Origin of the sequence: Streptosporangium sp. NPDC049644, from assembly GCF_040675205.1 — a bacterium.
Taxonomy (GTDB): domain Bacteria; phylum Actinomycetota; class Actinomycetes; order Streptosporangiales; family Streptosporangiaceae; genus Streptosporangium; species Streptosporangium fukuiense.
Genome location: NZ_JBFAOJ010000035.1, coordinates 1 through 22,864, shown reverse-complemented (window position 1 = coordinate 22,864; position 22,864 = coordinate 1). Strand labels below are relative to the sequence as shown.

The following is a 22,864-nucleotide window of genomic DNA, read 5'->3' as shown; positions in this document are numbered from 1 at the left end:
GTCAGGGGCTCAGCAGGCCGACGGCGTTGCCGTCGGGGTCGGTGAACACGGCTATCCGCCCCATCCCGGGCACGCTCTGCGGCTCCAGCCTCCGGCCACCACCGAGCCTCTCCGCCCGCTCAAGGGCGGTGTCCACGTCGTCGACCGGGAAATAGACGACGATCCCGGTGTAGGGGCTGTCCGGACCGGCCTGGCCGATCCCGCCCGCCGGCCGGCCGTCCTCCCCTCCCACCAGCGCGTAGGTCTCGTCCAGTACGTTCATCGGCCAGCCGAACATCTCCCGGTAGAAGTGCCGCGCTCGCGGCGCGTCGGGGGTGGAGATGTCGAACCATCCGGGCACGGGATGGTGGGTCATGGGAATCCTCCTGGTGTTCTCGTCAGAGAGGGGACCGCCACCGTGCGGCAGAATCATCGCCTGTGAGCGATTTTTCTTCCGCACGGACCGAGGACTCCGACCTGGCCCTGGCGCGCGACGGCGACGACACCGCCTTCACCCGCCTGGTGGAGCCACTCCGCCGGGAGCTGCACGCCCACTGCTACCGCATGCTCGGCTCCACCCACGACGCCGACGACGCCCTGCAGGACGCCCTGCTGCGGGCGTGGCGAGGGCTCGCGCGCTTCGAGGGCCGTAGCTCGCTGCGCTCGTGGCTCTACACCGTGGCCACCCACACCTGCCTGGACACCGTCGAGCGCCGTGGCAGGCGGGCGATGCCCGTCGACCTCGGCCCGTCCAGCGACCACGCCATGGTCGGCGAGGCCCCGCTCGCCGACGTCGCCTGGCTGGGGCCCTACCCCGACGCCGGCCTCGCCGAGGGGCCGGCCGCCCCGGACGCGCGCTACGAGCAGCGCGAAGCCGTCGAACTGGCCTTCGTCGCCGCCCTGCAGCATCTGCCGGGCAACCAGCGGGCGGCGCTGCTGCTCTTCGAGGTCCTCGGCTTCTCCGCCGCCGAGATCGCCACCACGATGGACACCAGCGTCGCGTCGGTGAACAGTGCCCTGCAGCGGGCCCGCCGGATCGTTGCGGAGAAGGTCCCCTCCCGCAGCCAGCAGCGGACCCTGCGGAAGGTCGGCGACGCGCGCCTGCGGGAGATCGTCGCCGGGTACTCCTCCGCACTGGAGAGCGGCGACGCCGACACCCTGGTCGCGCTGCTGACCGAGGACGTCACCTGGTCGATGCCGCCGCTGACGCACTGGTACCACGGCCTGGCGGCCGTCACCGACTTCGCCGTACGGGTCCCGCTGACCGACTGTCCCGGCTGGCGGAACCTTCCGATCAGCGCGAACGGCCAGCCCACGGTGGCCTCCTACCTCTGGCACGAGGACCTCGGCGGGTACCTTCCCTGGGCGCTCAACGTGCTGACCCTGCGCGGCGACCGCGTCTGTGAGATCACCTCGTTCATCGGCCCCGACCACTTCGTCCCCTTCGGCCTGCCCGCCTCGCTGCCCCTCAGAGAGCGCGATACATGACGTGCAACCCGACGTAGCCCTTCGCCGGGTGCAGAAAACCCTCCGGCACCGTGCCCAGCACCTCGAAGCCGAGTGACTCGTACAGCCGCACCGCGTGCGCGTTGGTCTCCACGACCGCGTTGAACTGCATCGCGCGGAAACCCGCCGCCCGCGCCCACTCCAGCGTGTACGCGCAGAGCGCCCGGCCGACGCCCTGACCGGAATGCCGTGGATCGACCATGTAACTGGCGCTCGCGACATGCGAGCCGTTGCCCGCCTGGTTGTTGTTCATCTTCGCCGTGCCCAGGACCCTCCCCGCGTCGTCGACGGCGACGACCGTACGGTTCGGCGACGGCAACAGCCACCAGCCGCGCCCGGCGTCCCGCCCGAGGTCGGTCGGATAGGTGAAGGTCTCACCGGCGGCGACGATCTCATGGAAGAACGGCCAGATGGCGAGCCAGTCCTCAGCGGTGGCTTCTCTGATCACCATCCGCTCATGATGCCGGTGAAGACGACGAGTCCACCAATCCTTTTCGCCCGTGCCTCAGGCAGGGAGCGATGGTCTCCTTGATCGGGGGGATTCCGCACTCCACCAGCGTGCCGAATCCCCCGATCACAGAAACCCCTGATCACCCTCGCCCGGAGCCCCAACAGGCGACCAGTACCGGTCGTCCCAGACGACCTCACGTGGGACACAGAGCGGGGTACGGGATGTCGTTGCCGACATAGCGCTGCCACTCCTTGGCGGTGAGGGGGTTGCGGACAGTGGTGCAGATCCGCTGAATGGCCACATCAACCTTCAATGACCACAGCCAGACGGTGCCGTCACGGCTTGCGCTGGCGAGGGTCCGGCCGTCCGGGCCGAACACCACAGAGCGGATGTCGTTGCCGTGGCCGGTGAGGGATGGCCCCAGAGTCGTGGCTTGGGCCGGGTCGGAGACATCCCACAGCCGGATCGTCCTGTCATCGCCCGCACCGGCGAGGGTACGGCCGTCCGGGCTGAAGGCCACCGAATCGACGCTGCCGGTGTGCCCGGTGAGAGGGCTGCCCAGAGGCATCGGACGGGCCGGGTCGGAGACGTCCCACAGCCGGATCGTCCTGTCATCGCTCGCGCTGGCGAGGGTCCGGCCGTCCGGGCTGAACACCACCGAGTACACGTAGGAGGCATGGCGGGGCAGGAGTTGGCCGAATCGCGTTGGCCGGGCCGGATCAGCGACATTCCAGAGCCAGATCGAGCCGTCGTTGCCCGCACTGGCAAGGCTGCGACCGTCGGGACTGAACGCCACCGCGAAAATCAAAGGGGCGGGGTTGGCAAGGGGGCTGCCCAACAGCGACGCCTGGGCCGGATCAGAGATGTTCCACAGCCGGATCACCCCATCCTCGCCCACGCTGGCGAGGGTACGGCCGTCGGGACTGAACGCCACCGATCTCATGTCCTCGGTGTGGCCGGTAAGGGGTCGGCCCAGAGGCATCGGATGGGCCGGGTCGGAGACGTTCCACAACCGGATCGTCCTGTCATCACCCGCACTCGCCATGATCCGGCCGCTGGGGCTGAACGCCACCGAGACGACGATGTCGGTGTGGCCGGTAAGGGGTCGGCCCAGAGACGTCGGACGGGCCGGGTCGGAGACGTTCCACAACCGGATCGTCCTGTCATCACCCGCACTCGCCATGATCCGGCCGCTGGGGCTGAACGCCACCGAGACGACGGCGCCTCTGTGGCCGATGAGGCGGCCATGAGGGAGATTCCACAGCCGGATCGACCGGTCGAATCCCGCGCTCGCGAGGGTGCGACCGTCCGGACCGAACGCCACCGAGCGGAGGGCGGCGGTGTGGCCGGTAAGGGGTCGGCCCAGAGGCATGGGCTGGGCCGGGTCGGAGACGTTCCACAACCGAATCGTCCTGTCGCTGCTCGCACCTGCGAGGGTATGGCCGTCGGGGCTGAACACCACCGAGCTGGGGATACCGATGTCGCCTTCCAGAGGTTGGCCCAAAGGTGCGGGCTGAGCTGGATCGGAGACGTTCCACAGCCGGATCGTCCGGTCATCGCTCGCACTGGCCAGGGTGCTGCCGTCCGAACCGAACGCCACCGAGTTGATGATGCCGGTATGGCCGGTGAGCGGTCGACCCACGGGCGTGGCTCGGGCCGGGTCGGAGACGTTCCACAACCGAATCGATCTGTCGGCGCCCGCGCCGGCGAGGGTCCGGCCGTCCGGACCGAACGCCACCGAGAGGACGATGTCGGTGTGGCCGGTGAGGGGTCGGCCCAGAGACGTCGGATGGGCCGAGTCGGAGACGTCCCACAGCCGGATCGTCCTGTCATCACTCGCACTGGCGAGAGTGCGGCCATCGGGGCTGAACATCACCGACCGAATGTCATCGGTGTGGCCGGTGAGGGGTTGGGCCAGAGACGTCGGGTGGGCCGGGTCGGAGACGTTCCAGAGCCGGATCGTCCTGTCGGTGCCCGCACCGGCAAGGGTCCGGCCATCGGGGCTGAACGCCACCGAGTGCACGGAAGACACGGCAAGGGGGCCGCCCAACGGTGTGGGGCGGGCCAGGCCCCCCGAGATGTTCCAGAGCCGGATCGTTTCGTCCTTGCCCGCGCTGGCGAGGATGCGGCCGTCCGGGCTGAAGGCCACCGATTCGACGGTGTCGGTATGGCCAGTCAGAGCCGTGGATAGAACGCTGTTCTCGCTGGTGACGAGCCGTCCGTATGTTTCGTCGCTGGTTTTCGTGCGATGGGCGCCGAGGGTCAGCCAGGCCGACAGGGACACATCGGTGTCACGGAGTTGATCCGCCACGACGACGATCTGGTTGGATCTCGCGGTATCTCGCTGTTCAAGGGCTTCATACCATTGGAAGAAGGCGAAGATCGAAGCTACGAAGGCGGCCAGGGCGAACACCACGAGGACGGCGATCCTGCGGGTGCGGGCTCTCGCGGTGAGACGTTCTTGCCGGTTCGAGGCCGCCAGGAAGGCATGTGCGGTAGGGGTGAGCTCATGATGTGGCGCGCTCCTGGTCCAAGCGCGGGTGGTCTCCAGTCGCCCGCCCTGGTAGAGCAGGTACGAGTCGCGACCCTCGCGATCCCATGCGGCGGCGGCTTCTTCGAGTTCCTGCCGGGTCAGTCGTCCGGCGCGGTCGCCCTCGATCCAGCCGCGCAGACGAGGCCAACCGCGCAACAGAGCTTCATGGGTGATCTCGACGGTGTCCTGGTTCCGGGTGAGCAGGCGCGCCTCGGTGAAGGCGTCCAGTACCGCCGCGGCCATCTGCGGATCGGCACTGGAGCTGATCAGCCGCTCGTGTGAAAGACGCCGCCTGGTGTCATCGGTCCCGTCTCCGATCTTGATGAGACGCAAGATCATCGACTGGGCGATCAGCTCTCCTTCGGGGTCCAGTCGGTTGAAGACCTGGTCTGCCGTGTTCGCGATGGCGCGCTGTATGCCACCGGTGGTCTCATAACCCTGCACGGTGAGCGTGGCACCGTGTCTCTGCTGCCAGCTGGCACGGAGCGCGTGCGCCAGCAGAGGAAGCCGCCCGGCTTCATAGCCGGCCGCCCCGTTCTCACCACTGCCGGGCAGGGCCCCCATGTCACGGAGGAGCACTTCGATCAGACCAGGCCCGATGCTCAGCCCCACGTCCCGCGCCGGGTAGAGAATGGCCTCACGTAACTCTGTTTCGGACATCGCCCCGACAAGCAGCGGGCTGTCCTGAAAGGCGGAATACAACTCTGGATAATCGGCGATGGCGTCATAGAAATCGGCTCGTATTCCGATCACGACCAACCCGGCGGGTTGCGCCTTCCCACCGGTGTCCGTTCCCGTGGTCGTCATTCGAGTGAGCAGGTCGACGAACAGGCGCCGCTGCGCTTCGTCTCCGCAGAGGGTGAACAGTTCCTCGAACTGGTCCACGACCACCACGACACGGGCGCCGGGATCCTCACGGCCTACATGCCGGTGCAGCGCTTCACGCACCATCGGGGTCCACCGGTACGATTCGGCCGCCACACGCGCCGGATCGGTGCCGGTGAGCGACGAGACCTGGGTGACCAAAGCCTGAATCGGGTCGGCGGTGGGGGTGAAGACCAGCTTCGGCCACTGTTTCGAACCCGGCAGCACACCTTGATCGAGTTTGGCCAGCAGACCGGCCCGGAGCAGCGAGGACTTTCCCGACCCCGACCTTCCCACGACAATCTGGATGCCCCCCGCGTGCAGGCGTTCGTCCAAGAAAGTGATCAATGTGGCGACCAGGTCATCCCTGCCGAAGAACCACCGCGCCTGCTCCCGTCCGAACGCGGCCAGTCCTGGATAAGGGCATTCCCGCACCACCGAGCCCGGTTCGGTGCGCAACCGCTCGCGTGCACCGTCTTGATAGGTGATGTTCTGGTCCCCGGCCACCTGGTTGATGGTGCCGTGGCCCGAGGCACTCGCCTCGAAGTACACGCCCTCACCACCTCTGCGGGGTGGTGAAGGCCCTTCGTCCGGGGTGCTCATCCGGTCGACGGGTAGCGGTTCTTCGTCCTGTCCTCCGTCCACTACCTGTTGATGTGCTGGTTACGGCCGGCTTGGTACACGCGACCGTGGCCCCTGGCGGTGGCTTTCATCACGATCGATCCGACACGTTCCTGCTCGGCAGGTGCCAACACGGGGGTGAGCACCTTGTCGAGGATCTGCTGTAGTTCCTCAGCCAGTGAAGGATCTTCCCGCAGCAACTGCTGAAGTCGTATCTGCCAGGATCCTTTCAACGCTTGCTCGGTGTCGGTATCCCCCTGGTCGCGAGCGGTCAGAATCTGAGAACGGACTTCGGCCAGCTCTCCCTCTATGACTTCGGCCTTCTCGGGGTGAACCTTCCGCCACAGTGCGACGACTCCAGCGCGAGCCTGCTGCCACAGATCGGCGGCCATCGCTTCCACCAATGCTGTTCCGGCAGCCAGGATGATGGGATCCATCCACTCCCCTCCTCATTTTCACTTTCCACGATAACGACAGATGGGGCTCCCCGCGGAGGTTACCGAAGTGGCGAGAGATACCTCCACATATTCACATCACTTCCCGCCGTCACCTCTTTCGCTATGCGGTCGTTCGCGTTTCGGACGCTAATAAAACACCATTCTCGATAGGGACAATCAGAGAATTCGCCAGGCCGTCAACGCGTTCCCGGCCACCGCGCACGACAGCGACTCTGAGGCGCTGGCCGCCGGCTCCACCTGACGAGCCGGCCCATGTCTCGTACGTGGCGGAGTCTGGTCAGCGCTGGATCGCGGCCGACACAAACCCGCTGAGCGGCCGCCCGGAAACGCTTCGCATCGCCCGGCCCAAGTAGAGGTGTAAGGGCGAACGACGAAGGGAGCGAGGCCAGTGCGCCTCAGTGAGGATCCCGTGGCCTTCGAGGCCTTCTACCGCCGCCACGTCGACGCTGTCATGCGGTTCGTCGTACGCCGGGTGAGCGACCCCCACCTGGCCGCCGACCTGACCGCTGACACCTTCCTGGCGGCCCTGGACTCGGCGAACACCTACCGGCCAGGCCGGGGCAGCGAGATCGGGTGGCTGTACGGCGTGGCGCGCAACGTCGTGTCGGCACACCATCGCAGGGTGGCGCGCGAGGTGCGGGCGAACGGCCGCGTCGCGGGCAGGCGAATGATGGACGACAACGATCTCGTCCGGATGGAGGAGCGGATCGACGCCGAACGCCAGACGCGGCGCGCTCTGGAGGCGATGGCCGGCCTGCCCGAGGGCGAGCGGGCCGTGCTGGAGCTCGTGGCGATCGACCAGCTCACCGTCACGGAAGCCGCCGCCGCCCTGGGCATCGGCAAGGTCACCGCACGAGTCCGGTTACACCGGGCCAGACGCGCCCTGGAAAACGTCGCTTCGCCGTCGGCCGTGTACGTGAAGGGAGAGGCGTGAACGGCAACTTCGAAGAGCGCCTGCTCAGTGCGCTCAAGGAAGAGATCACCACAAGGAGGGCGGAGGAGAACATGACCGTTCGGACACCGGTGCGCCACGTCCCGAACCGTCGCTTCCTGGGGCTGTCCGCCGCGGTCGCGGGGGTCGCGGCGGCCACCACGGGGACGCTCATCCTGTTCGGCGGAGCCGGTACGCCGGCCTACGCGGTGGACAGGGGCGCGGACGGGTCGGTCGAGGTGCGGATCAACGAGTTCCGCGACCCCGGCGAGCTGCAGGCCGAGCTCGCCGACGCGGGCGTCAGGGCGGTGGTCGACTACCTGCCCGACGGCCAGACCTGCCGGCCCTCCCGGGGTGAGCCGGCGGGCGCGGGCGGGCAGATGCGGGTCGGCGTCGGCGAGGACGGCAAGGGGATCGCGTTCAAGATCGAAAAGGAGCAGATCGGTGCGGACCGGACGCTGGTCCTGGCGATCACCGTCGACCGGGCCGGAGCGGACAGGCCCCCCGTGGCGACCTCGCTGCAGGTGGTCAAGGGGACGGTCGCGCCCTGCGAGGCGACCTCCCTGCCCCTCCCCGCCGACTCGTCCGCCGACTCGTCCACCGGCGAGGGTCCCGCTCACCACACCGAGAGCGGCGGCGAGGACGACGGCCCCACTCTGAACACCGGCGTCGGCTGACGCCGCGAACCAGGCCCGGCGGCCTCCCCGGGCAGCGGGGCCGCCGGGCCTCGGCGTGTGCCCGTCGTGTCACCCGCAGGCGGGCCGGTAACTCTCGCCCGGCGCGTAGAGACCCCACTCCTCCGCCGACAGCGACCCGCCCGCCACCGAGCACGCGAACCCGAGCGGATCGGCCGGCCTTTCCACGTTCCAGAGCCGTACGCTCGCCTCCCGCCCGGCGGTCACCAGCCTTCTGCCGTCCGGGCTGAAGGCGATCGAGAAGATGTAGTCGCCGTGCCCGGTCAACGGGACGTCCTGGGCCCGGCGGGTCGCCACGTCCCAGAACCGGACGGAGCGATCCCCGCCGCCGCTGGCGATGGTCCGGCCGTCCGGGCTGAAGGCCAGCGCGAAGATCTCGTCGTTATGCCCGACCAGGGCGCCGCCCACCGGACGTCGCGTCGCCACGTCCCACAGCCGCACCGTGCCGTCATGGCTCGCCGTGGCCAGCAGCCGCCCGTCCGGGCTGAAGGCCAGTGCTCGGATCGTGCTCAGATGGGCGGAGGTGAGAGTCGCCCGGAGCCGACGCGTCGAGACGTCCCAGAACTGGACATCGGTCGCGTTCACCGTGGCCAGCATCCGGCCGTCGGGGCTGAAGGCGGCGGCGAACACGAGGTCCTTCTGCCGGGTCGGCAGCGAGTCCCGCAAGGTCCTGGTCGCCGTATCCCACAGCAGGATTTTGTCGTCGTCGCCGGTGACGAGGGTCCGGCCGTCGGGGCTGAAGGCGATCGCCCGGACCTCGCCGGTGTGCCCGCGCAGCGGGGCGCCGAGCGGCCTGCGATCGGCCGTACTCCACAGTCGCACCGTACCGTTCCCCCCGGAGGCGGCCAGCGTCCTTCCGTCCGGGCTGAACACGACCTTCGACAGTCCGCTCTCCAGCGTTCCCGAAAGAGCGGGTCCGAGCGGCCTGCGGCTCGCGACGTCCCAGAGTCTTGCCGAGATGCCGGAGGTGGCCAGCGTTCTTCCGTCGGGGCTGAAGACGGCGCTGCCGGTCGCCTTCCCGGTCACGACGAGGTCGGCGTGGCTGTGCCGCGCGTCCCAGAACAGGACATCGGCCCCCTTCACCCCCGCGACGGTGCCGCCATCGGGGCTGAAGGTCACCGACCCGATGTCTCCGGCCGTGCCGGTGAGCAGGCTTTCCCTCCGGCCGCTCGCCACGTCCCAGAGCTGGACCTTGTCCGGTTCGTTGGGCTCGTCCCAGCTGGTCGTGACAAGCGCGGTGCCGTCGGGACTGAAGTCGACGGCCTGGAGGTTTCCGGTGAATCCGTTGAGCGCGGGGCCGACCGGTCGCCCCGTCCTCGCCTCATGGACGCGGATCGGTCCCTCCAGCTCGCCCACCGCCAGGTGTCCGCCGTCGGGGCTGAAGGCGGCCTCGCTGCCGGCGATCACCGCGACCCTGCGCAGGTCCTTCGTCCTCCAGACGGCGACCGACCCCGAGGGAGCGCCCACGACGGCCAGGTGGGCACCGTCCCCACTGAAGATCACTTTTTTGGCGTAGACACCGGCGACGGCGTCGAAACGAGTGTCGACGCTCTTCCGCTCGAGATCCCAGAACACGACCTGGGAGGGGGTCGCCACCGCCAGTGTCCTGCCATCACGGCTGAAGGCCAGATCAATGGCCGAACCGATGGGGATTCCCGCCTCCCCGAGCGATTCGTGGGTCGCCATGTCGAACAGCCAGATCCCGTCCCCGATCGCCAGCGCGAGCGTCCCGCCATCGGGGCTGACCGCCAGCTCATCGACGACCGGTCCGGACAGTCCGCTACCCGAGGGGCGCCGGGTCGCGGTGTCCCAGAAGCGGACCGTGCCGTCGTTGACCGCGATGACCAGGACCTTCCCGTCGGGAGCGTAGGCGAAGGCGGTGATCCTGTCCTTCTGCTCGGGCAGCTTCCCCCGGTAGGGACGGCGGTAGACGTTGAGGAGGCCGAGTTCCGTCTCCGGGATCGGGGCGGTCCGGTAGGCAGCCGCGGCGAGGCGGGCGGACAGGGCGGGGTCGGCGGCGCTGAGCAGTTCGCTCTGGGAGGCGAGCAGGCGGGCGGTGGCGAGGGTCCGCTCGTGCTCGGCCACATCGGCCGCCCGGACGGCGGCCAGGGTGGTCAGGGCGATCGCCGCCACCAGAACCGCGGCGGCGACCGCCAGAACTCGGCGTACCAGGACGGTCCGGCGCCTGGTCGCGTCGGCGGCGGCGAGGAACTCGGTGGCGACCTCGCCCAGCGCATGGGCCTCGGACGTCCAGCTTGGCCTGGCGGCGTGGACGGCGGCCAGCTGAGTGCCCCGGTAGAGGAAGGACGGGTCGCGGTCACCGGACGCCCATTCCTCGGCGTCGGCGGTGAACCTGCCGTGCAGGGCGAAACTCGACAGGTCGTCCGCCAGCCAGTCGCGCAGCCGGGGCCAAGCGTGCAGGAGCACGTCGTGGGCGAGCTGCGCGCTGTCGGCGTCGAGGACGACCAGACGGCGCCGGGAGAAGGTCTCCAGGACGTCGGCGACGTCCGCGGAGGCGGTACGCGGGATCGGGCGGCGGGCGAGGGCACCGTCGCGGCCGACGAGGGTGAGACTCCGAAACAGGTCACGGGCCAGCTCGCGGTGTGCGGGCGAGAGGCCCGCGTAGGCTTCCTCGGCGCTGCTGGCGACCGCGCGGCGCACTCCCCCGGTCCTGGCGTAACCCCGGCTGGTGAGCCGGTCGCCCTCCCGGTGCTCCCAGATCGTCAGCATGGCCTGAGAGAGCAGCGGGAGGACTCCGATGTCGTAACCGTCCGAGGGGGAGCCCAGCTCGGCGAGAATGACGTCGACCAGGCCGGGTTCGAGGGTGAGTCCGGCGGCGTCCGCGGGTCCGGTGATGACGCGCCGCAGTTCGGTGCCGCTCATCGGGCCCACGATGAACGGGCCGCGCCGGAGCGCGGCGGCCAGCAGCGGGTGGGCCGCGCAACGGTCGACGAAGTCGCCGCGCACCGCGAGGATCACCAGGGCGGTGGCGGGCTCGGCGATCGCGCCCAGCGCGGCGAGAAAGGCCGAGCGCTCCGCGATGTCACCACCGAGAGAGAAGATCTCCTCGAACTGGTCGATGATCAGCACCAGCCGGGCGGGGACCGGCCGGTCCCCGCGCCGGGCGTTCACCTCCAGCGCCTGCCGCACCAGCAGGTGGGCGTGTCGCGGATCGTCGGTCAGGCTCCGCAGGACCGACGGGGCGTCGAGCCCGGCCAGTCCGGCCAGCAGTGTGGCCAGCCGGGAGAGCGGGGATCGTGTCGGCTGGTCGATGACGTACAGCGGCCAGTCACGCGCCTCCTCCGACAGCTCGCCACGCCCGATCGCCGGGACCAGGCCCGCGCGCAGCAGCGAGGACTTTCCCGCGCCCGATGCCCCGGTCACCACGACCGGCCCCGGGCCGGTCAGCCGCTGCGACAGGGTGCTGATCAGCTCGGCGGTGATCTCCTCGCGGCCGTGGAACACCTCCGATTCGGACTCTCCGAACGGCAGCAGCCCCCGGTAGGGCGAGCCGTGCCTCCAGCGCACCGGGGAGCCGTCCACGCGGTCCGAGCGGGTCCGGCGCTCGATCACGGAGACCTGTTCCAGCAGCAGGCGGGTGTCGGTGGCCTGGCGGTACTGCAGGCCGACCGCCAGTTGGAGATCGGCGCTCTGCCGGTCCACCGACTCGCGGATCAGCCGCAGCCGCTCGTCCAGTTCGGCCGGCACGAACCCGAACTCGGCGAACTCGGTGCCGAGCGCGGCGAGACCCGCCGCCAGAGCCGCCTGAAGGTCGCGGTCGCCCGACCGCACCGCCTCCTCGACCGCGACGCCGACCGCGTCGATCTCGCGAAGGACGCCCGCGATCTCCGCGCGCAGTGTCTCCGCCCGGTGGCCGCCCTCCTCCAGCACCTGCTGGACGCCCCGTTCCAGTTCGGTGGCGAGGTCCTGCGGCGAGGGCCTGCCACCGAGCCGTTGGACTCCTGCCTTCACGATGTCGGTCAGCACGTTTCCGCCGACCGCCGTCACCGCGCCGACCGCCGCGCTGACCAGGGCCGCCCCGCCCGTGCCCGCGGTGATCAGGGGCCCGAACGCACCCGCCGCCAGCACGCCCAGCAGGACAGGCGACGACCAACGGTGGGTTCCGCCGCCCGCGGCCCGGGCCAGCGCGGCGATCCGGGCCCGTACCCCGTCCCGCATCAGTCCCGAGGAATCCCGCACTTTCTCAATGTCACCCGGGGACAGCCGGGAAGGCCCGTATCTCCATCGATCGCGATCGATCCGTGACGTTCCCTCCGAAGCCCCGATATTTCCGGTGTGGAAGGCGGGCCACCGCTACCGTGGTCGCACTGTCCGGAAGAACTCGCGGATGTCCGAGACCAGCAGGTCCGGGGCCTGGAGTGAGGCGAAGTGGCCGCCGCGAGGGTGCCGCGACCAGTGGGTGACCGTGTTCGACAGCTCCGCCAGCCCGCGGATCGCCCGGTCACCGGGGAAGTTCGCCACACCCGTCGGAACCGGTGCGGGCTCGGGACGCGGGCCCCACGACTCCGGTCCGGCCTCGCGGTAGAGCCGGGCGGCCGATCCCGCGGTCGCGGTCAGCCAGAAGATCGTGACGTTGGTCAGGATGACGTCGCGGTCGATCGGGGTCTGCTCGGTCCTGGCGGGGTCCCAGTCCACGAACCACTCCAGGTTCCACGCGAGCTGACCGGCCGGGGAGTCGTTGAGCGCGTACGCCAGGGTCTGCGGCCGGTTGGCCATCTGGGTGGCGTAGCCGGAGCGGCCGTACCACCACCTCTGGTTCTGCGCGGCCTGTTCCCGGTCCGCCTCGGAGAGCGCGTCCGACTCTCTGGGATCGACCGCTGTCGCGGCGTTGGCCAGCGCGTTCACATGGACGCCGACGACGTGCTCCGGGTCCACCCGGCCGATCGCCGGGGAGACGATGCTGCCCCAGTCGCCGCCCTGAGTGCCGTAGCGGTGGTACCCCAGCCGTCGCATCAGCTCGGCCCAGGCCCGCGCGGTGCGGTCGACCCCCCAGCCGGTCTCCCGGGTCGGCCCGGAGAACGCGAAGCCCGGCAGCGAGGGAACGACGACGTGGAAGGCGTCCGCCGGGTCCCCGCCGTGTGACCGCGGGTCGGTCAGCGGCCCGAGGATGTCCAGGAAGTCGTACACCGTGCTCGGCCACCCGTGACTGATGATCAGTGGAGTGGCGTCCGGCTCGGGCGAGCGTACGTGCAGGAAGTGGATGTTCTGTCCGTCGATCTCCGTGGTGAACTGCGGGACCTTGTTGAGGCGGGCCTCGTGCTCCCGCCAGTCGTAGCCGGTGCGCCAGTACTCGACCAGCTCGACGAGGTGTCCCCTGTTCACCCCGTAGGACCAGCCGACGCCGGGCAGTTCGTCCGGCCAGCGGGTACGGGCCAGCCGGTCCCGCAGGTCGTCGAGTTCTGCCTGCGGAATATCGATGCGGAAGGGCGTTTCTGTGCTCATGCCGCCAAGAATGCGCCGCGAGTAGGACAGCTCCGTTCCTACACGGCGGCGATAGTGGAGGAATGTTGGAAACACCCGCCCGGCTGCTGCGACTGCTGTCGTTGCTGCAGACACACCGCGACTGGTCCGGTACGGAACTCGCCGAGCGGTTGGAGGTCACCACCAGGACGGTACGCCGCGATGTCGACAGGCTCCGTGAGCTGGGGTATTCGATCCACGCCTCGATGGGCCCGGCCGGCGGTTACCGGCTCGGCGCCGGCACCTCGCTGCCCCCGCTGCTACTGGACGACGAGGAGGCGGTGGCGGTCACGGTCGGGCTGCACAGTGTGGCGGGGATCGAGGAGGCTTCGCTGCGCGCCCTGACCAAGGTCGAGCAGATGCTGCCGTCCCGGTTGCGACACCGGGTCATCGCGCTGAGAGGCGCGATGGTCGCGATGCCGTCCAAGGGCGGGCCAACCGTGCGGGCGGCGGTGCTCACCGCGATCTCGGCCGCGATCCGAGCCGCCGAGACGCTGCGTTTCGACTACGTCAGCCATCACGGGGCCGAGTCCCGCCGCGACGTCGAGCCACATCGCCTCGTCTGCTGGGGGCGGAAGTGGTACCTGGTCGGCTGGGACGTCGAACGGACCGACTGGCGCACCTTCCGGGTCGACCGAATGTCCCCGCGCACGCCCAACGGTCCCCGGTTCGCCCATCGTGAACCACCCGACGGTGACGTGGCGGCCTACCTGTGCAGAACGATGGGCTTCGAGATGTGGCCGCTCCGCGCCCGGCTGCGGGTGCACGCCTCCGCGACGGACGTCGCCGGACGCGTCAGCGGACTCGTGACCCCCGTCGACGACCACACCTGCCTGCTGGAGATCGCCTCGGACTCGTTCGACCTCGTGGCGTTCACGGTGGGCATGCTCGGCGTCGACTTCGAGGTCGAGTCACCGCCGGAACTCGCCCGGCACCTGCGCGAACTGTCCATTCGCCTCGCAGCCGCGGCCGTCCGGACGTGAGGGCGGATCGAGCCGGACACCCGCCGTCAGGAGCGGAATCTGTGCCTCAACTGGAAGACGAGGTCGAAGTCGAGTCCCCTGTCGTCCCAGAACAGGCGGGCCGTGCAGGGGCGGTCGTCGAGTCTGCGGAGGGTGAACGTCAATCGGGCCGGGTCCGCGGGCATTCCCCTGGCGAGTTCCCTGAGCGGGACGTCGTCGAAGCGGGAACCGGTGACCGAGGTGGATCCGGCGCCCGCGAGCGCGAGCCCGACCGTCGCCCCCTCGCACTCCTCGACCGCGACGGCGCCCAGGAAACCGGTGACGGGCTGGTCGGTGAGACCCGGGGAGACCTTGAACGTGGTGGTGACGACGGCGCCGGGCGGCAACTCCCAGACGAACGCCGCCCCGCAGCCCAGGGACTTCCAGCCCAGCGGGCAGTGCGGGTTGTCCAATGGCGTCAGGTGGCGTGGCCGGACCCCGGAGTGGTGGTCGAGGCCGGGCGCCTCCGGGATCACCAGCAGAATGAGCGGTGGGAACAGGAACGCCGTGGCCAGCCCGGCCAGCCGCATCCAGAACCCCGGTGGCTCACCCGGGGCGGCATCGGGTCGCCGCGCGCCCGGCCGGAGGGGAGCGAGCCGTTCCTGAAGCCGGGCGTGCCGAAACTGGTAGGCCGTCCCGGCCTGCCGGAGGACACCGCGCCGGTGCGCGTCGTCGATGAACCGGAGGAAGTTCCACGGAAGTCGTCCCGCCGCCGCCAGCCAGAGACGCGAGAGCAGGAACACCCCCCACGGGGTGTTCACCGCGGACGCGATCATGAAGGCCGAGCCGAAGATGGCCGCGTAGAGTCCGACCGAGCGCCCGTCCCCCGCCAGTCCGATCTCCACCGCCGCGGCGATGACGAGTCCGACCCCGAGTCCGGCCAGCAGGGCCGAGCCGATGGCCGTCAGACGCAGGCGGCGCAGCATGCCGAGCGGGTCGACCACCCGCGGGTCCGCCCGGCGGTCCTCGGCCCAGTCTCCGCTGCCGGTCATGAAGTAGGCGCAGACCGCTATCCCGGCCGTCCCCGGGACGGCCAGCAGCGGCACGAACAGCAGCCGCAGGAACCACCAGCCCACGACGCCGAACAGCACCGCGACGGTCAGGGCGGGGGCCGGGGAGCGGAACTGCCACCAGGAAAGGTCGCTGGTGCCGTGCGCGGCCATGTTCTCCGCCAGGTAGGTGAGCCGGCGGCGCGCACGGTCGGGGTCGCCGGAGGCGTAGGCGGCGGGGATGAAGGCGTCGAGGAGATGATCCTCGATCGAGGCGCGGTCGGTGAAGGCCAGGAGTTCGGCGGGATCGGCGGGGCGACGCCCGTAGACGGTACGGGCCAGGTCGACCATGAGCGGGGTGGACATGGCCTTGGCGAGGGGGCCGTCGGGGTGGGCCCGCAACTCGGCGTGGACCGGCGCCCAGCGCTCGTCACCGTCGACATGGGTGAGGTCGAGGAAGTCGATGGCCTTGAGGGCGGTGATGGACTCCAGTTCGATGACGGCGGCGCGGCTGAGAAAGACGTCGGTGGACGTCACGGCCTTCTCGTACTCGTCGCCGCGACAGGTCAGCACCAGCGGACCGTCGGCCGTGGCGCGGTCGATGGCGTCGACGGCCTTCGCCCGCAGGTGGACGGCCATCTCGTCCAGGCCGTCGAGGATGGGCATCACCCTCCCCGCGGCGAGGAGCCGAAGGATGAGGTCCTCGGCGAGAGTCGGGTGGTCGGCCTGGATGCGGCGCGCCATCCAGGTGTGCAGGGAGACATCGGGATGCCAGGAGGAGAGCGGCAGCAGGACCGGCACGGGCTCGTTCTCCCGCGGATTCTTGAGGAGTTCAAGAAGGAGCCACATCGCGAGAACCGACTTGCCGGAGCCCGGATCACCCAGGACGACGAGTTGCCGCCTGGGGAGAGCCCGGAAATCCTTGGCGATCCGGCCGACATCGCCGCGCAGCCGGAGCCGGACCGGACGCGCGCCGGTCGCGCCCCAGCCGAGAACGGCCGTCGGCGGGGCCTGCACCGGGCGCTTGGTGCTGGCCCAGCGAACCGGCAGCGGAGCCGGCCGGGACAGCGACCTGACCACGGCCCCGGCCGACCACTGGGCGTAGACACTCTCGGCGAGATCGCGCGCCGCCGCGTCGAGCCCCTGGGCGCCCCGAGTCGCACGCCACTGCACGACCGCCAGGCTCAGACTGATCAGGCCGATGAAGGCGCCGAGGACACTGGCGAACTGGTCCGCGCTTTCCAAACCGAGCAAGAAGAAGAGCACGCCAAGCGCCAGGAGCGCCAGAACGCCGCCGATTCCCCTGCCCCACCGCACTGAACCAACCTACGATCACGCCGGGTGCGATGTGAGGAAGATGTCTGAGGTTCACGGCCAGGGTCGGCCTCATCCTGTTCGACCACCAGTAAGGGGTAAATACCAAAAAAGGCGATCTAAGGGTCTTTAAGGGCACCGCAAGGCATTTGTAAGGCCCCCGGCCTATCACTGGAGGACACCGACGCCGAGGAGTCCCCCGATGAGCAGCCTCCTACCGCTCTCCCGCGAACAGCGGCGACCCGTGCCCGACGGTCCCGTGTCACGCCACCGGCAGGCCGCCGTCGTGGCCGGCACCCTCCTGCTGGGCCTGACCGGCATCGTCTCGGCGGCACAGCCGGCGGCCGCCGCGACAGCGCCGTTGAAAGGCGCCGGAACCTGCGCGAACATCGACCTCGTCTACCGGCCGCAGTCCGCGTTCCCCGCCACCAGCCGGGGACGCTTCGACTTCAGGGCGCAGGCGACCACCATCGAGACAGCGGTCCTGTGTCTCGTCAACGCCGAACGGACCGGCCTGAAACCGCTGAAGAGATACCTCTCGCTGGGCAAATCGGGGGCTGCAACGCTCGGCACCGCCGCGGCCAGGCACGCCGCGGACGCCGTCGGACTGCGCTGGTGGGGAAAGGTGGAGCCGGGCAAGAACTGCCGCCCCGTGCAGGGCAACCCCGGCCAGTGCGACCCGCACATCAACCCGCGGACCGGCTCGACCCCGCTGAGCCGTGCCCAGGCGGTGGGCTACGATCGCCGCTGCGCCCCGTTCTCCATCGGCGAGAACACCTACGCGGGGTGGGGAACCTCTTCCGTCACACCGCGGGCGGCCGTCACCTGGTGGATGAACAGCAAGCCGCACCGCGACACCATCCTCAACCCGGCCTACACCGAGCTGCACACCAAAGTGGCCTGGGGAAGCGCGGACCCGGCCGCCGGGTCCATCACCCCGGCCATCACCTACGTGCAGATGTTCGGACGCTGCGGCTGACGCCGTCGCCCTTCATGCCGAGCCGCCCGGCAACGGACCTTGAGAATCGGCTGCCAACGGCGGGGCCGAATCGCAGGCTGTGCCGGCGGAACGGCGCCCACGGTACGGCCAGGGGCCGTCGCCGTACATGGAGATCATTTTGTTAGGAGGTCTCGGTAGGGTTCGCAGCCATGCGTACCTTTTTCACCCTGCTGATGGCCGGCGTACTCGCGAGCATGCCGCTCACCGGTACGGCGAGCGCGGAATCAAACGGCCCCGTCCCGGCCGGCACCGCCGCCTTCACCAAAAACCCGATCTACAGGACCGGCGAGCTGAAGACCCGGACCTGCGAGGAACCGACCATCAGGGGTGGTGATTTCGACTCCGTCGAGATCTACGTCGACACCGTCGCGGCGTGCCTCGACAGAGCATGGGAGGCGCAGCTGAAAAAGGCCGGTATCGCGTACGGCAAGCCGAAGGTCAAGGCCGCGTACGGTTCTCGCATCAAGACCGCCTGCGGCACATACCGCCCGGGGGACACGTTCAGCCTCTACTGCCAGAAGAACAGCACCGTCTACCTGATGGTCACCGACTACGGAGTGACGGGCGAGATCGACGACCCGCGGATGCTCGAAAGCCTCGCCATCGGATACGGCTATCACGTCCAGCGACTGGTCGGCGTCCTCGCTCAGGAGAGCCGGGCCGCCAAGAAGCTGTCCAAGGCCGGAGCCCTCGCCCTGAACGCCAAGGTCTCGTTGCAGAACATCTGCCTCGCCGGCGCCTTCATCGGGAGCGTCTGGGACTCCCTGGGCCACACCAAAGTGCACGGATACGACTTCATCATCGACCGGCACCGCGTCGAGAGCAGCATCCCGGGCAACGGCACGACCAAGAACCGGCTCCACTGGCAGAGGCGCGGTTTCGAAACCCGGTCCCCCGGCGCCTGCAACACCTTCACAGCCCCGGCCGCAAGGGTGGCCTGACCTGTGAGACCGCTTCCGCACGCCGATCACCCGTCCCGTCCGGGGCGACCGCCTGGACGCCGCCACACTGCTGCGCCGAGTCTGAGAGCCGGGCGTCACAGCGGGTCGTATCGTGTCGTTCCGCGGCCACGAATCCAAGACGGCACTTCGCGGGCAGGAGAATTGTGAGCGATGACTGACGACCGTGTTCCCCCTCCCTTTCTCGGCGACGAGCGCACCATGCTGAACAACTGGCTCGACTGGCACCGTGAGACCCTGGCCGTCAAGTGCGCGGGGCTCTCGGAGGAGCGACTTCGCCAACGCTCCGCACCGCCGTCGACGCTGTCGCTGCTCGGCCTGGTCCGCCACATGGCATACGTGGAGCGCGCCTGGTTCCGCCACGTGCTGAACGACGAGGACGTTCCCCGCCTTTACCAGACCGACGACCCCGACGCCGAGTTCAACGACGTGGACACCGCCTCCGCCGAGGAGGCTTTCGCCACCTGGCGGGCCGAGATCGAGCACGCCCGCAGGCTCTCGGCCGAGGTGCCGCTGGACGCCATCGGAAAGCGGCAGCGCCATGGGCAGGACTGCTCCCACCGCTGGATCCTCGTCCACATGATCGAGGAGTACGCCCGGCACAACGGCCACGCCGACCTGCTGCGCGAGCGGATCGACGGCGTCACCGGCGAATAGCCCGATCCCCCGCCGCGACCACGCACAGGCTCCCGTCCGGACGACGACCGCGAGATCACCCCGCGGCTCGACCCCGGGCAGGCCGGCCACCGCTACGCCGCGACCGCCACGGCACCGGGATCTCCACCGGCAGGGGGCCGAGGTTCAGGCGGCTGGAGCCGTCCGGCGCTCCGGAACTACCAGAACACCCAGGGACTCTCGCTGCCCCCGCCGAAGGCGGAGGTGCCGCTCCTGCGCCAGCGTTGCCGGGCGTTGAGTTTCGCCCCCACCCGCTGAGCGGTGACGGTGAACGGGCCGCAGGTGGCGACCGCGCCGTCGGCGGCCGGTGACAGACCGGTGCAGATCATGGGCTGGGCCACGTTGCTGTCGGCGTCGGTGTTGTACAGCTGGACATGTACGTCCGAGCGCACATCGGCGGCGCCCCGGATACGGCCGAGGAGATGGAAGACGTCACCGACCAGGGCCATGCAGGGGGACATCTGCGTGCCGGTGCCGTCTCCGGTGGAGATCCACGACCTGCACCGCCACTGGGGTTGCGGCTGTTCGGAGGCGGGGGTGTCCGCCGGTCCCTCGTCCTCCGGTGTGACCTCCGTCTTCGGCCGCGTGGATTTCGGCGACGGTCTGGCGGTGGCCTCGTCCTTCTCGGCGGGCTCGGCGGCGGTGATCGGCGGGGTGCTGGATATCGGCTTGGGCTTGGGCTCGGGGAGCGGGGACTCCTTCGAGGAGGTGGCGTCGGCTTGCGGGATCGGCGGTGTGTTCCGGGCCGTCGTCGGAGCCAGGGCGGCCGCGGCCGTAGCAGGCTCTGCCGACGGGGTGAGAGCGGCCTCGCCGGAGGAGTTCACCACCAGGGCCACCGCGGCCGAGGCGGCCAGCGCGGTCGTGACCGCCGCCGCGCCGATCAGGCGCCGCCTGAGCCGTGACCGTGACTCGGGCCGGGGACGAGGCGATGTGACGACCATGTCGGGGGCCATGTCGGGGGCCAGGGGTTCGCGGGTGATCGCGGGGTCGGCCGTCCGGCTGATCGGGGGAAGCGCGGGCAGGCCCGCCAGGGCCGGCACCAGGGCGTGTGCGGTCGCGGCCACGTGGTCGATGGAGGGCCGCCGCGCCGGATCTTTCGCGACACAGGTGGTGATCATCGACCAGACGGCATCGGGCATCCCGGCCAGCCTGCGTGGGGCCGAGATCGCGTGCTGGCGCAACACGGCCATCGGATGGTCGCCGACGAACGGCGGGCGTCCGGCCAGCAGCTCGTACAGCACCAGGCCTATCGCGTAGACGTCCACGGCGGGGGTGGCAGGGTGCCCATCGGCCACTTCGGGCGCCAGGTAGGAAGGAGTACCGAGGATCAAGCTGGTCTGGGTCAGGCTGGGGCCGTGCGCGAGACGCGCCACGCCGAAGTCGGTCAGCCGTACCTGTCCGGCGGCATCGACCAGGACGTTCTCCGGTTTGACGTCACGGTGAACCACGCCGTGGGCATGGGCGTGCGTCAGCGCGTCGGCGATCTGGCCGACCAGGCGTACGGCCTCGGCGGGAGGTAGTGAGCCACGCTCACGCAGCAGCGCCCGTAGATCCTTGCCGTCGACGAGATCCATCACCAGGGCGAGCTGGTCGCCGCCCATGACGAAGTCGCGCATCGTGACAATGTGGGGATGGCGCAGCGCGCGCAGCACATTGCGCTCCTGCACGAACCGCAGCACCAAGCCGTCGTCGGCGCTGAGGTTCTTGTGCAGAACCTTCACCGCCACCGGCTCGCCGGTGACCACCGAACGGGCTCTCCACACCGTGCCCATTCCCCCGGTGCCGATCTCTCCCAGCAGCTCGTACCGGCCGGCGAGTAGCGCCTCAACACCGTCAGCCGTCACGCGTGCCCCCTTCGCCCCACCAGGCGGGCTATCAAATTAACGAATCACTCGAAAATAGAAAAAATGGTGATTTATTGCTGGATCACCCCGCAGGACCGGCTCATAGGACCGATCGATCCATTCATGATGAACGGCGGCCCAGGCGGTGGACAAGCTCCTGCAAGAGGACGCACTCCGCCGAGTCAAGATCATAGAGTGTGAGGGCGCGTAAATGAACAGGAGGTTCCGCCTCCCGACCGGTCGGCCACAGCGTCCGTCCGGACGGCCGAACCCCGCGTCGATGCCGGTGCCGTCCCGCGCGCCCGCTGTCGTCGTGGAGACCTGCGGGCAGTCCGGTGCTCTCCAAGCCTGGGGAGACGCCCGAGTTCCGACTCGATGCGCCGCCGGTCGTCGGCGGTGAGCTCCAGGCCGCGCAGCTCGGCGGCCCACGGGTCGGTGGACTCGCCGAGGACCGTGGCCAGGTCGATGGACGGGCCGTCCCAGAAGGCACGCTCATCACCGTTGATGGGATACTCACTCGAAACAGCCCATAACGCGAAAAGAGCACCATGTCATTCCAGGCCTACTTGGACAAAATCGAGGACAAGACCGGACTAACGCCGCGGGAGTTCATCGCGTTGGCGAAGGAGCGCGGCTTCGACGACCCGGCCACCAAGGCGGGGACGATTGTCGAGTGGCTGAAGCAGGATTACGACCTCGGACGTGGGCATGCGATGGCGTTGGTGCATGTGATCAAGAAGGGCCCGAAGATCGACACGAAGCATGTCGGCAGCTCCGGTTCCCACCGCGACGAGTCCGACACTCTGTGGCTGGACGGAAAGGAGAACCGGCCTCAGGCGAGCTGAAGCCGGACCCGCGATAGCCGGGCTCCGGACGAGGAGCTCCTTTCGCGCATCGTGGAGACCTGTGGGCAGTCCGGTGCTCTTCAGGGAAGCCACTCCCGCAGTCCGGGGAGATGCCCGAGTTCCGAGCACCAGAAAGGCGTGCCGGCCGATTCGGAGGGCTACGGGGCACCGGTGCCGCTGCCGCGGTCGTCGAGGACGAGGGCGGCCCGCCCGTTGACGGTGTAGCGGATGTGCGTGACCTCGGGGGTGTGGATCACCCTGGTGGGGGTGAGCTCGATCGCCTCCTTCTCGGCGAGATCGAGGTCGGCGTCGAGCAGGCGCATTCCCGTACCGAGCACGGTCGGGACGATGTGCAGTTCCAGCTCGTCCAGCAGGCCGGCCTTGATCACCTGGCGCAGCAGGGTGCCCCCTCCGGCGATCGCCACGTTCCTGCCCCCCGCGGCGGCGCGTGCCTGCTCCACGGCACTGGCGATGCCGTCGGTCACGTAGGTGAAGCTCGTCCCGCCCTGACGCACCAGGGTCGCGCGGGGGCGGTGGGTCACCACGAACACCGGCGCCCGGAACGGCGGCTCGTCACCCCAGGGAACCTCACCTCCGTCCGCCATGTTCCGTCCCATGACGTAGGCCCCGGCGGCCTCGAACGACTCGGCGACGACGTCGGAGCCGACGTCCTGCTCGCCGCCCGCGAAGCCCTGCCGCTCGCGCCAGGCCATCGCGC

The 22,864-nt window shown here is 69.6% G+C and carries 17 protein-coding genes; 8 read left to right on the top strand and 9 right to left on the bottom strand.

All coding sequences use genetic code 11. The features are described from left to right. Position 1: 1 nt before the first annotated feature. Complete coding sequence (locus AB0J58_RS20760; protein ID WP_364217860.1) at positions 2-355, bottom strand: VOC family protein; 354 nt, start codon at positions 353-355, stop codon at positions 2-4. Between the two features lie 62 nt (positions 356-417). On the opposite strand from AB0J58_RS20760, the gene AB0J58_RS20755 reads away from it, so the two are divergent. Further along, positions 418-1,467, top strand: coding sequence for a sigma-70 family RNA polymerase sigma factor (locus AB0J58_RS20755; RefSeq protein WP_364217858.1), 1,050 nt, complete (start codon positions 418-420; stop codon positions 1,465-1,467). On the opposite strand, the gene AB0J58_RS20750 is transcribed toward AB0J58_RS20755, so the two are convergent. The 3 genes from AB0J58_RS20750 to AB0J58_RS20740 all read right to left on the bottom strand — a co-directional run bounded on the left by AB0J58_RS20750 (position 1,448) and on the right by AB0J58_RS20740 (position 6,391). Beyond that, positions 1,448-1,936 (bottom strand): GNAT family N-acetyltransferase, encoded by a 489-nt coding sequence (locus tag AB0J58_RS20750; protein ID WP_364217856.1) that lies wholly within the window; start codon positions 1,934-1,936, stop codon positions 1,448-1,450. The two genes, AB0J58_RS20755 and AB0J58_RS20750, sit on opposite strands and share 20 nt — an antisense overlap. 193 nt (positions 1,937-2,129) lie before the next feature. After that, complete coding sequence (locus AB0J58_RS20745) at positions 2,130-5,885, bottom strand: hypothetical protein (protein ID WP_364217855.1); 3,756 nt, start codon at positions 5,883-5,885, stop codon at positions 2,130-2,132. A 92-nt stretch (positions 5,886-5,977) separates the two neighbouring features. Then, a complete protein-coding gene (locus tag AB0J58_RS20740; protein WP_364217853.1) occupies positions 5,978-6,391 on the bottom strand; it encodes a hypothetical protein in 414 nt (137 codons plus the stop codon). Positions 6,392-6,800: 409 nt separating this feature from the next. Here AB0J58_RS20740 and AB0J58_RS20735 point away from each other — a divergent pair, with 409 nt between their 5' ends. Both AB0J58_RS20735 and AB0J58_RS20730 read left to right on the top strand, forming a co-directional pair. After that, complete coding sequence (locus AB0J58_RS20735) at positions 6,801-7,346, top strand: sigma-70 family RNA polymerase sigma factor (protein ID WP_364217851.1); 546 nt, start codon at positions 6,801-6,803, stop codon at positions 7,344-7,346. Further along, positions 7,343-8,020, top strand: a complete 678-nt coding sequence (locus AB0J58_RS20730) for a hypothetical protein (RefSeq protein WP_364217849.1) — start codon at positions 7,343-7,345, stop codon at positions 8,018-8,020. Before AB0J58_RS20735 ends, AB0J58_RS20730 begins: the two co-directional genes overlap by 4 nt. 69 nt (positions 8,021-8,089) lie before the next feature. Here the strand turns inward: AB0J58_RS20730 and AB0J58_RS20725 are convergent, their stop codons facing one another. Then, the gene (locus AB0J58_RS20725; RefSeq protein WP_364217847.1) at positions 8,090-12,238 is read right to left on the bottom strand and encodes an AAA family ATPase; all 4,149 of its coding nucleotides are present in this window, start codon (positions 12,236-12,238) and stop codon (positions 8,090-8,092) included. Positions 12,239-12,352: 114 nt separating this feature from the next. Next, positions 12,353-13,501: an epoxide hydrolase family protein gene (locus AB0J58_RS20720; protein WP_364217845.1), complete on the bottom strand. Its 1,149-nt coding sequence runs from the start codon at positions 13,499-13,501 to the stop codon at positions 12,353-12,355. Positions 13,502-13,563: 62 nt separating this feature from the next. Here AB0J58_RS20720 and AB0J58_RS20715 point away from each other — a divergent pair, with 62 nt between their 5' ends. Next, complete coding sequence (locus AB0J58_RS20715) at positions 13,564-14,502, top strand: YafY family protein (protein ID WP_364217843.1); 939 nt, start codon at positions 13,564-13,566, stop codon at positions 14,500-14,502. A gap of 26 nt (positions 14,503-14,528) precedes the next feature. On the opposite strand, the gene AB0J58_RS20710 is transcribed toward AB0J58_RS20715, so the two are convergent. Then, positions 14,529-16,826 carry an NACHT domain-containing protein gene (locus tag AB0J58_RS20710; RefSeq protein ID WP_364217841.1) on the bottom strand — a complete coding sequence of 766 codons (2,298 nt, stop codon included), beginning with the start codon at positions 16,824-16,826 and terminating at the stop codon, positions 14,529-14,531. A 199-nt stretch (positions 16,827-17,025) separates the two neighbouring features. Here AB0J58_RS20710 and AB0J58_RS20705 point away from each other — a divergent pair, with 199 nt between their 5' ends. From AB0J58_RS20705 to AB0J58_RS20695, 3 genes are all read left to right on the top strand, one after another. Then, complete coding sequence (locus tag AB0J58_RS20705; RefSeq protein WP_364217839.1) at positions 17,026-17,802, top strand: hypothetical protein; 777 nt, start codon at positions 17,026-17,028, stop codon at positions 17,800-17,802. A 170-nt stretch (positions 17,803-17,972) separates the two neighbouring features. Next, the gene (locus tag AB0J58_RS20700) at positions 17,973-18,764 is read left to right on the top strand and encodes a neutral zinc metallopeptidase (RefSeq protein ID WP_364217837.1); all 792 of its coding nucleotides are present in this window, start codon (positions 17,973-17,975) and stop codon (positions 18,762-18,764) included. 171 nt (positions 18,765-18,935) lie between these two features. Continuing rightward, positions 18,936-19,439 carry a DinB family protein gene (locus tag AB0J58_RS20695; RefSeq protein WP_364217835.1) on the top strand — a complete coding sequence of 168 codons (504 nt, stop codon included), beginning with the start codon at positions 18,936-18,938 and terminating at the stop codon, positions 19,437-19,439. Between the two features lie 176 nt (positions 19,440-19,615). Here the strand turns inward: AB0J58_RS20695 and AB0J58_RS20690 are convergent, their stop codons facing one another. Next, positions 19,616-21,301 carry a protein kinase gene (locus AB0J58_RS20690; RefSeq protein WP_364217833.1) on the bottom strand — a complete coding sequence of 562 codons (1,686 nt, stop codon included), beginning with the start codon at positions 21,299-21,301 and terminating at the stop codon, positions 19,616-19,618. Positions 21,302-21,849: 548 nt separating this feature from the next. On the opposite strand from AB0J58_RS20690, the gene AB0J58_RS20685 reads away from it, so the two are divergent. Then, positions 21,850-22,146, top strand: coding sequence for a DUF4287 domain-containing protein (locus AB0J58_RS20685; RefSeq protein ID WP_364217831.1), 297 nt, complete (start codon positions 21,850-21,852; stop codon positions 22,144-22,146). A 158-nt stretch (positions 22,147-22,304) separates the two neighbouring features. Here AB0J58_RS20685 and AB0J58_RS20680 read toward each other — a convergent pair. Beyond that, positions 22,305-22,864 (bottom strand): dihydrofolate reductase family protein (locus AB0J58_RS20680; RefSeq protein WP_364217829.1); only part of this gene is annotated, 560 nt, incomplete at its 5' end.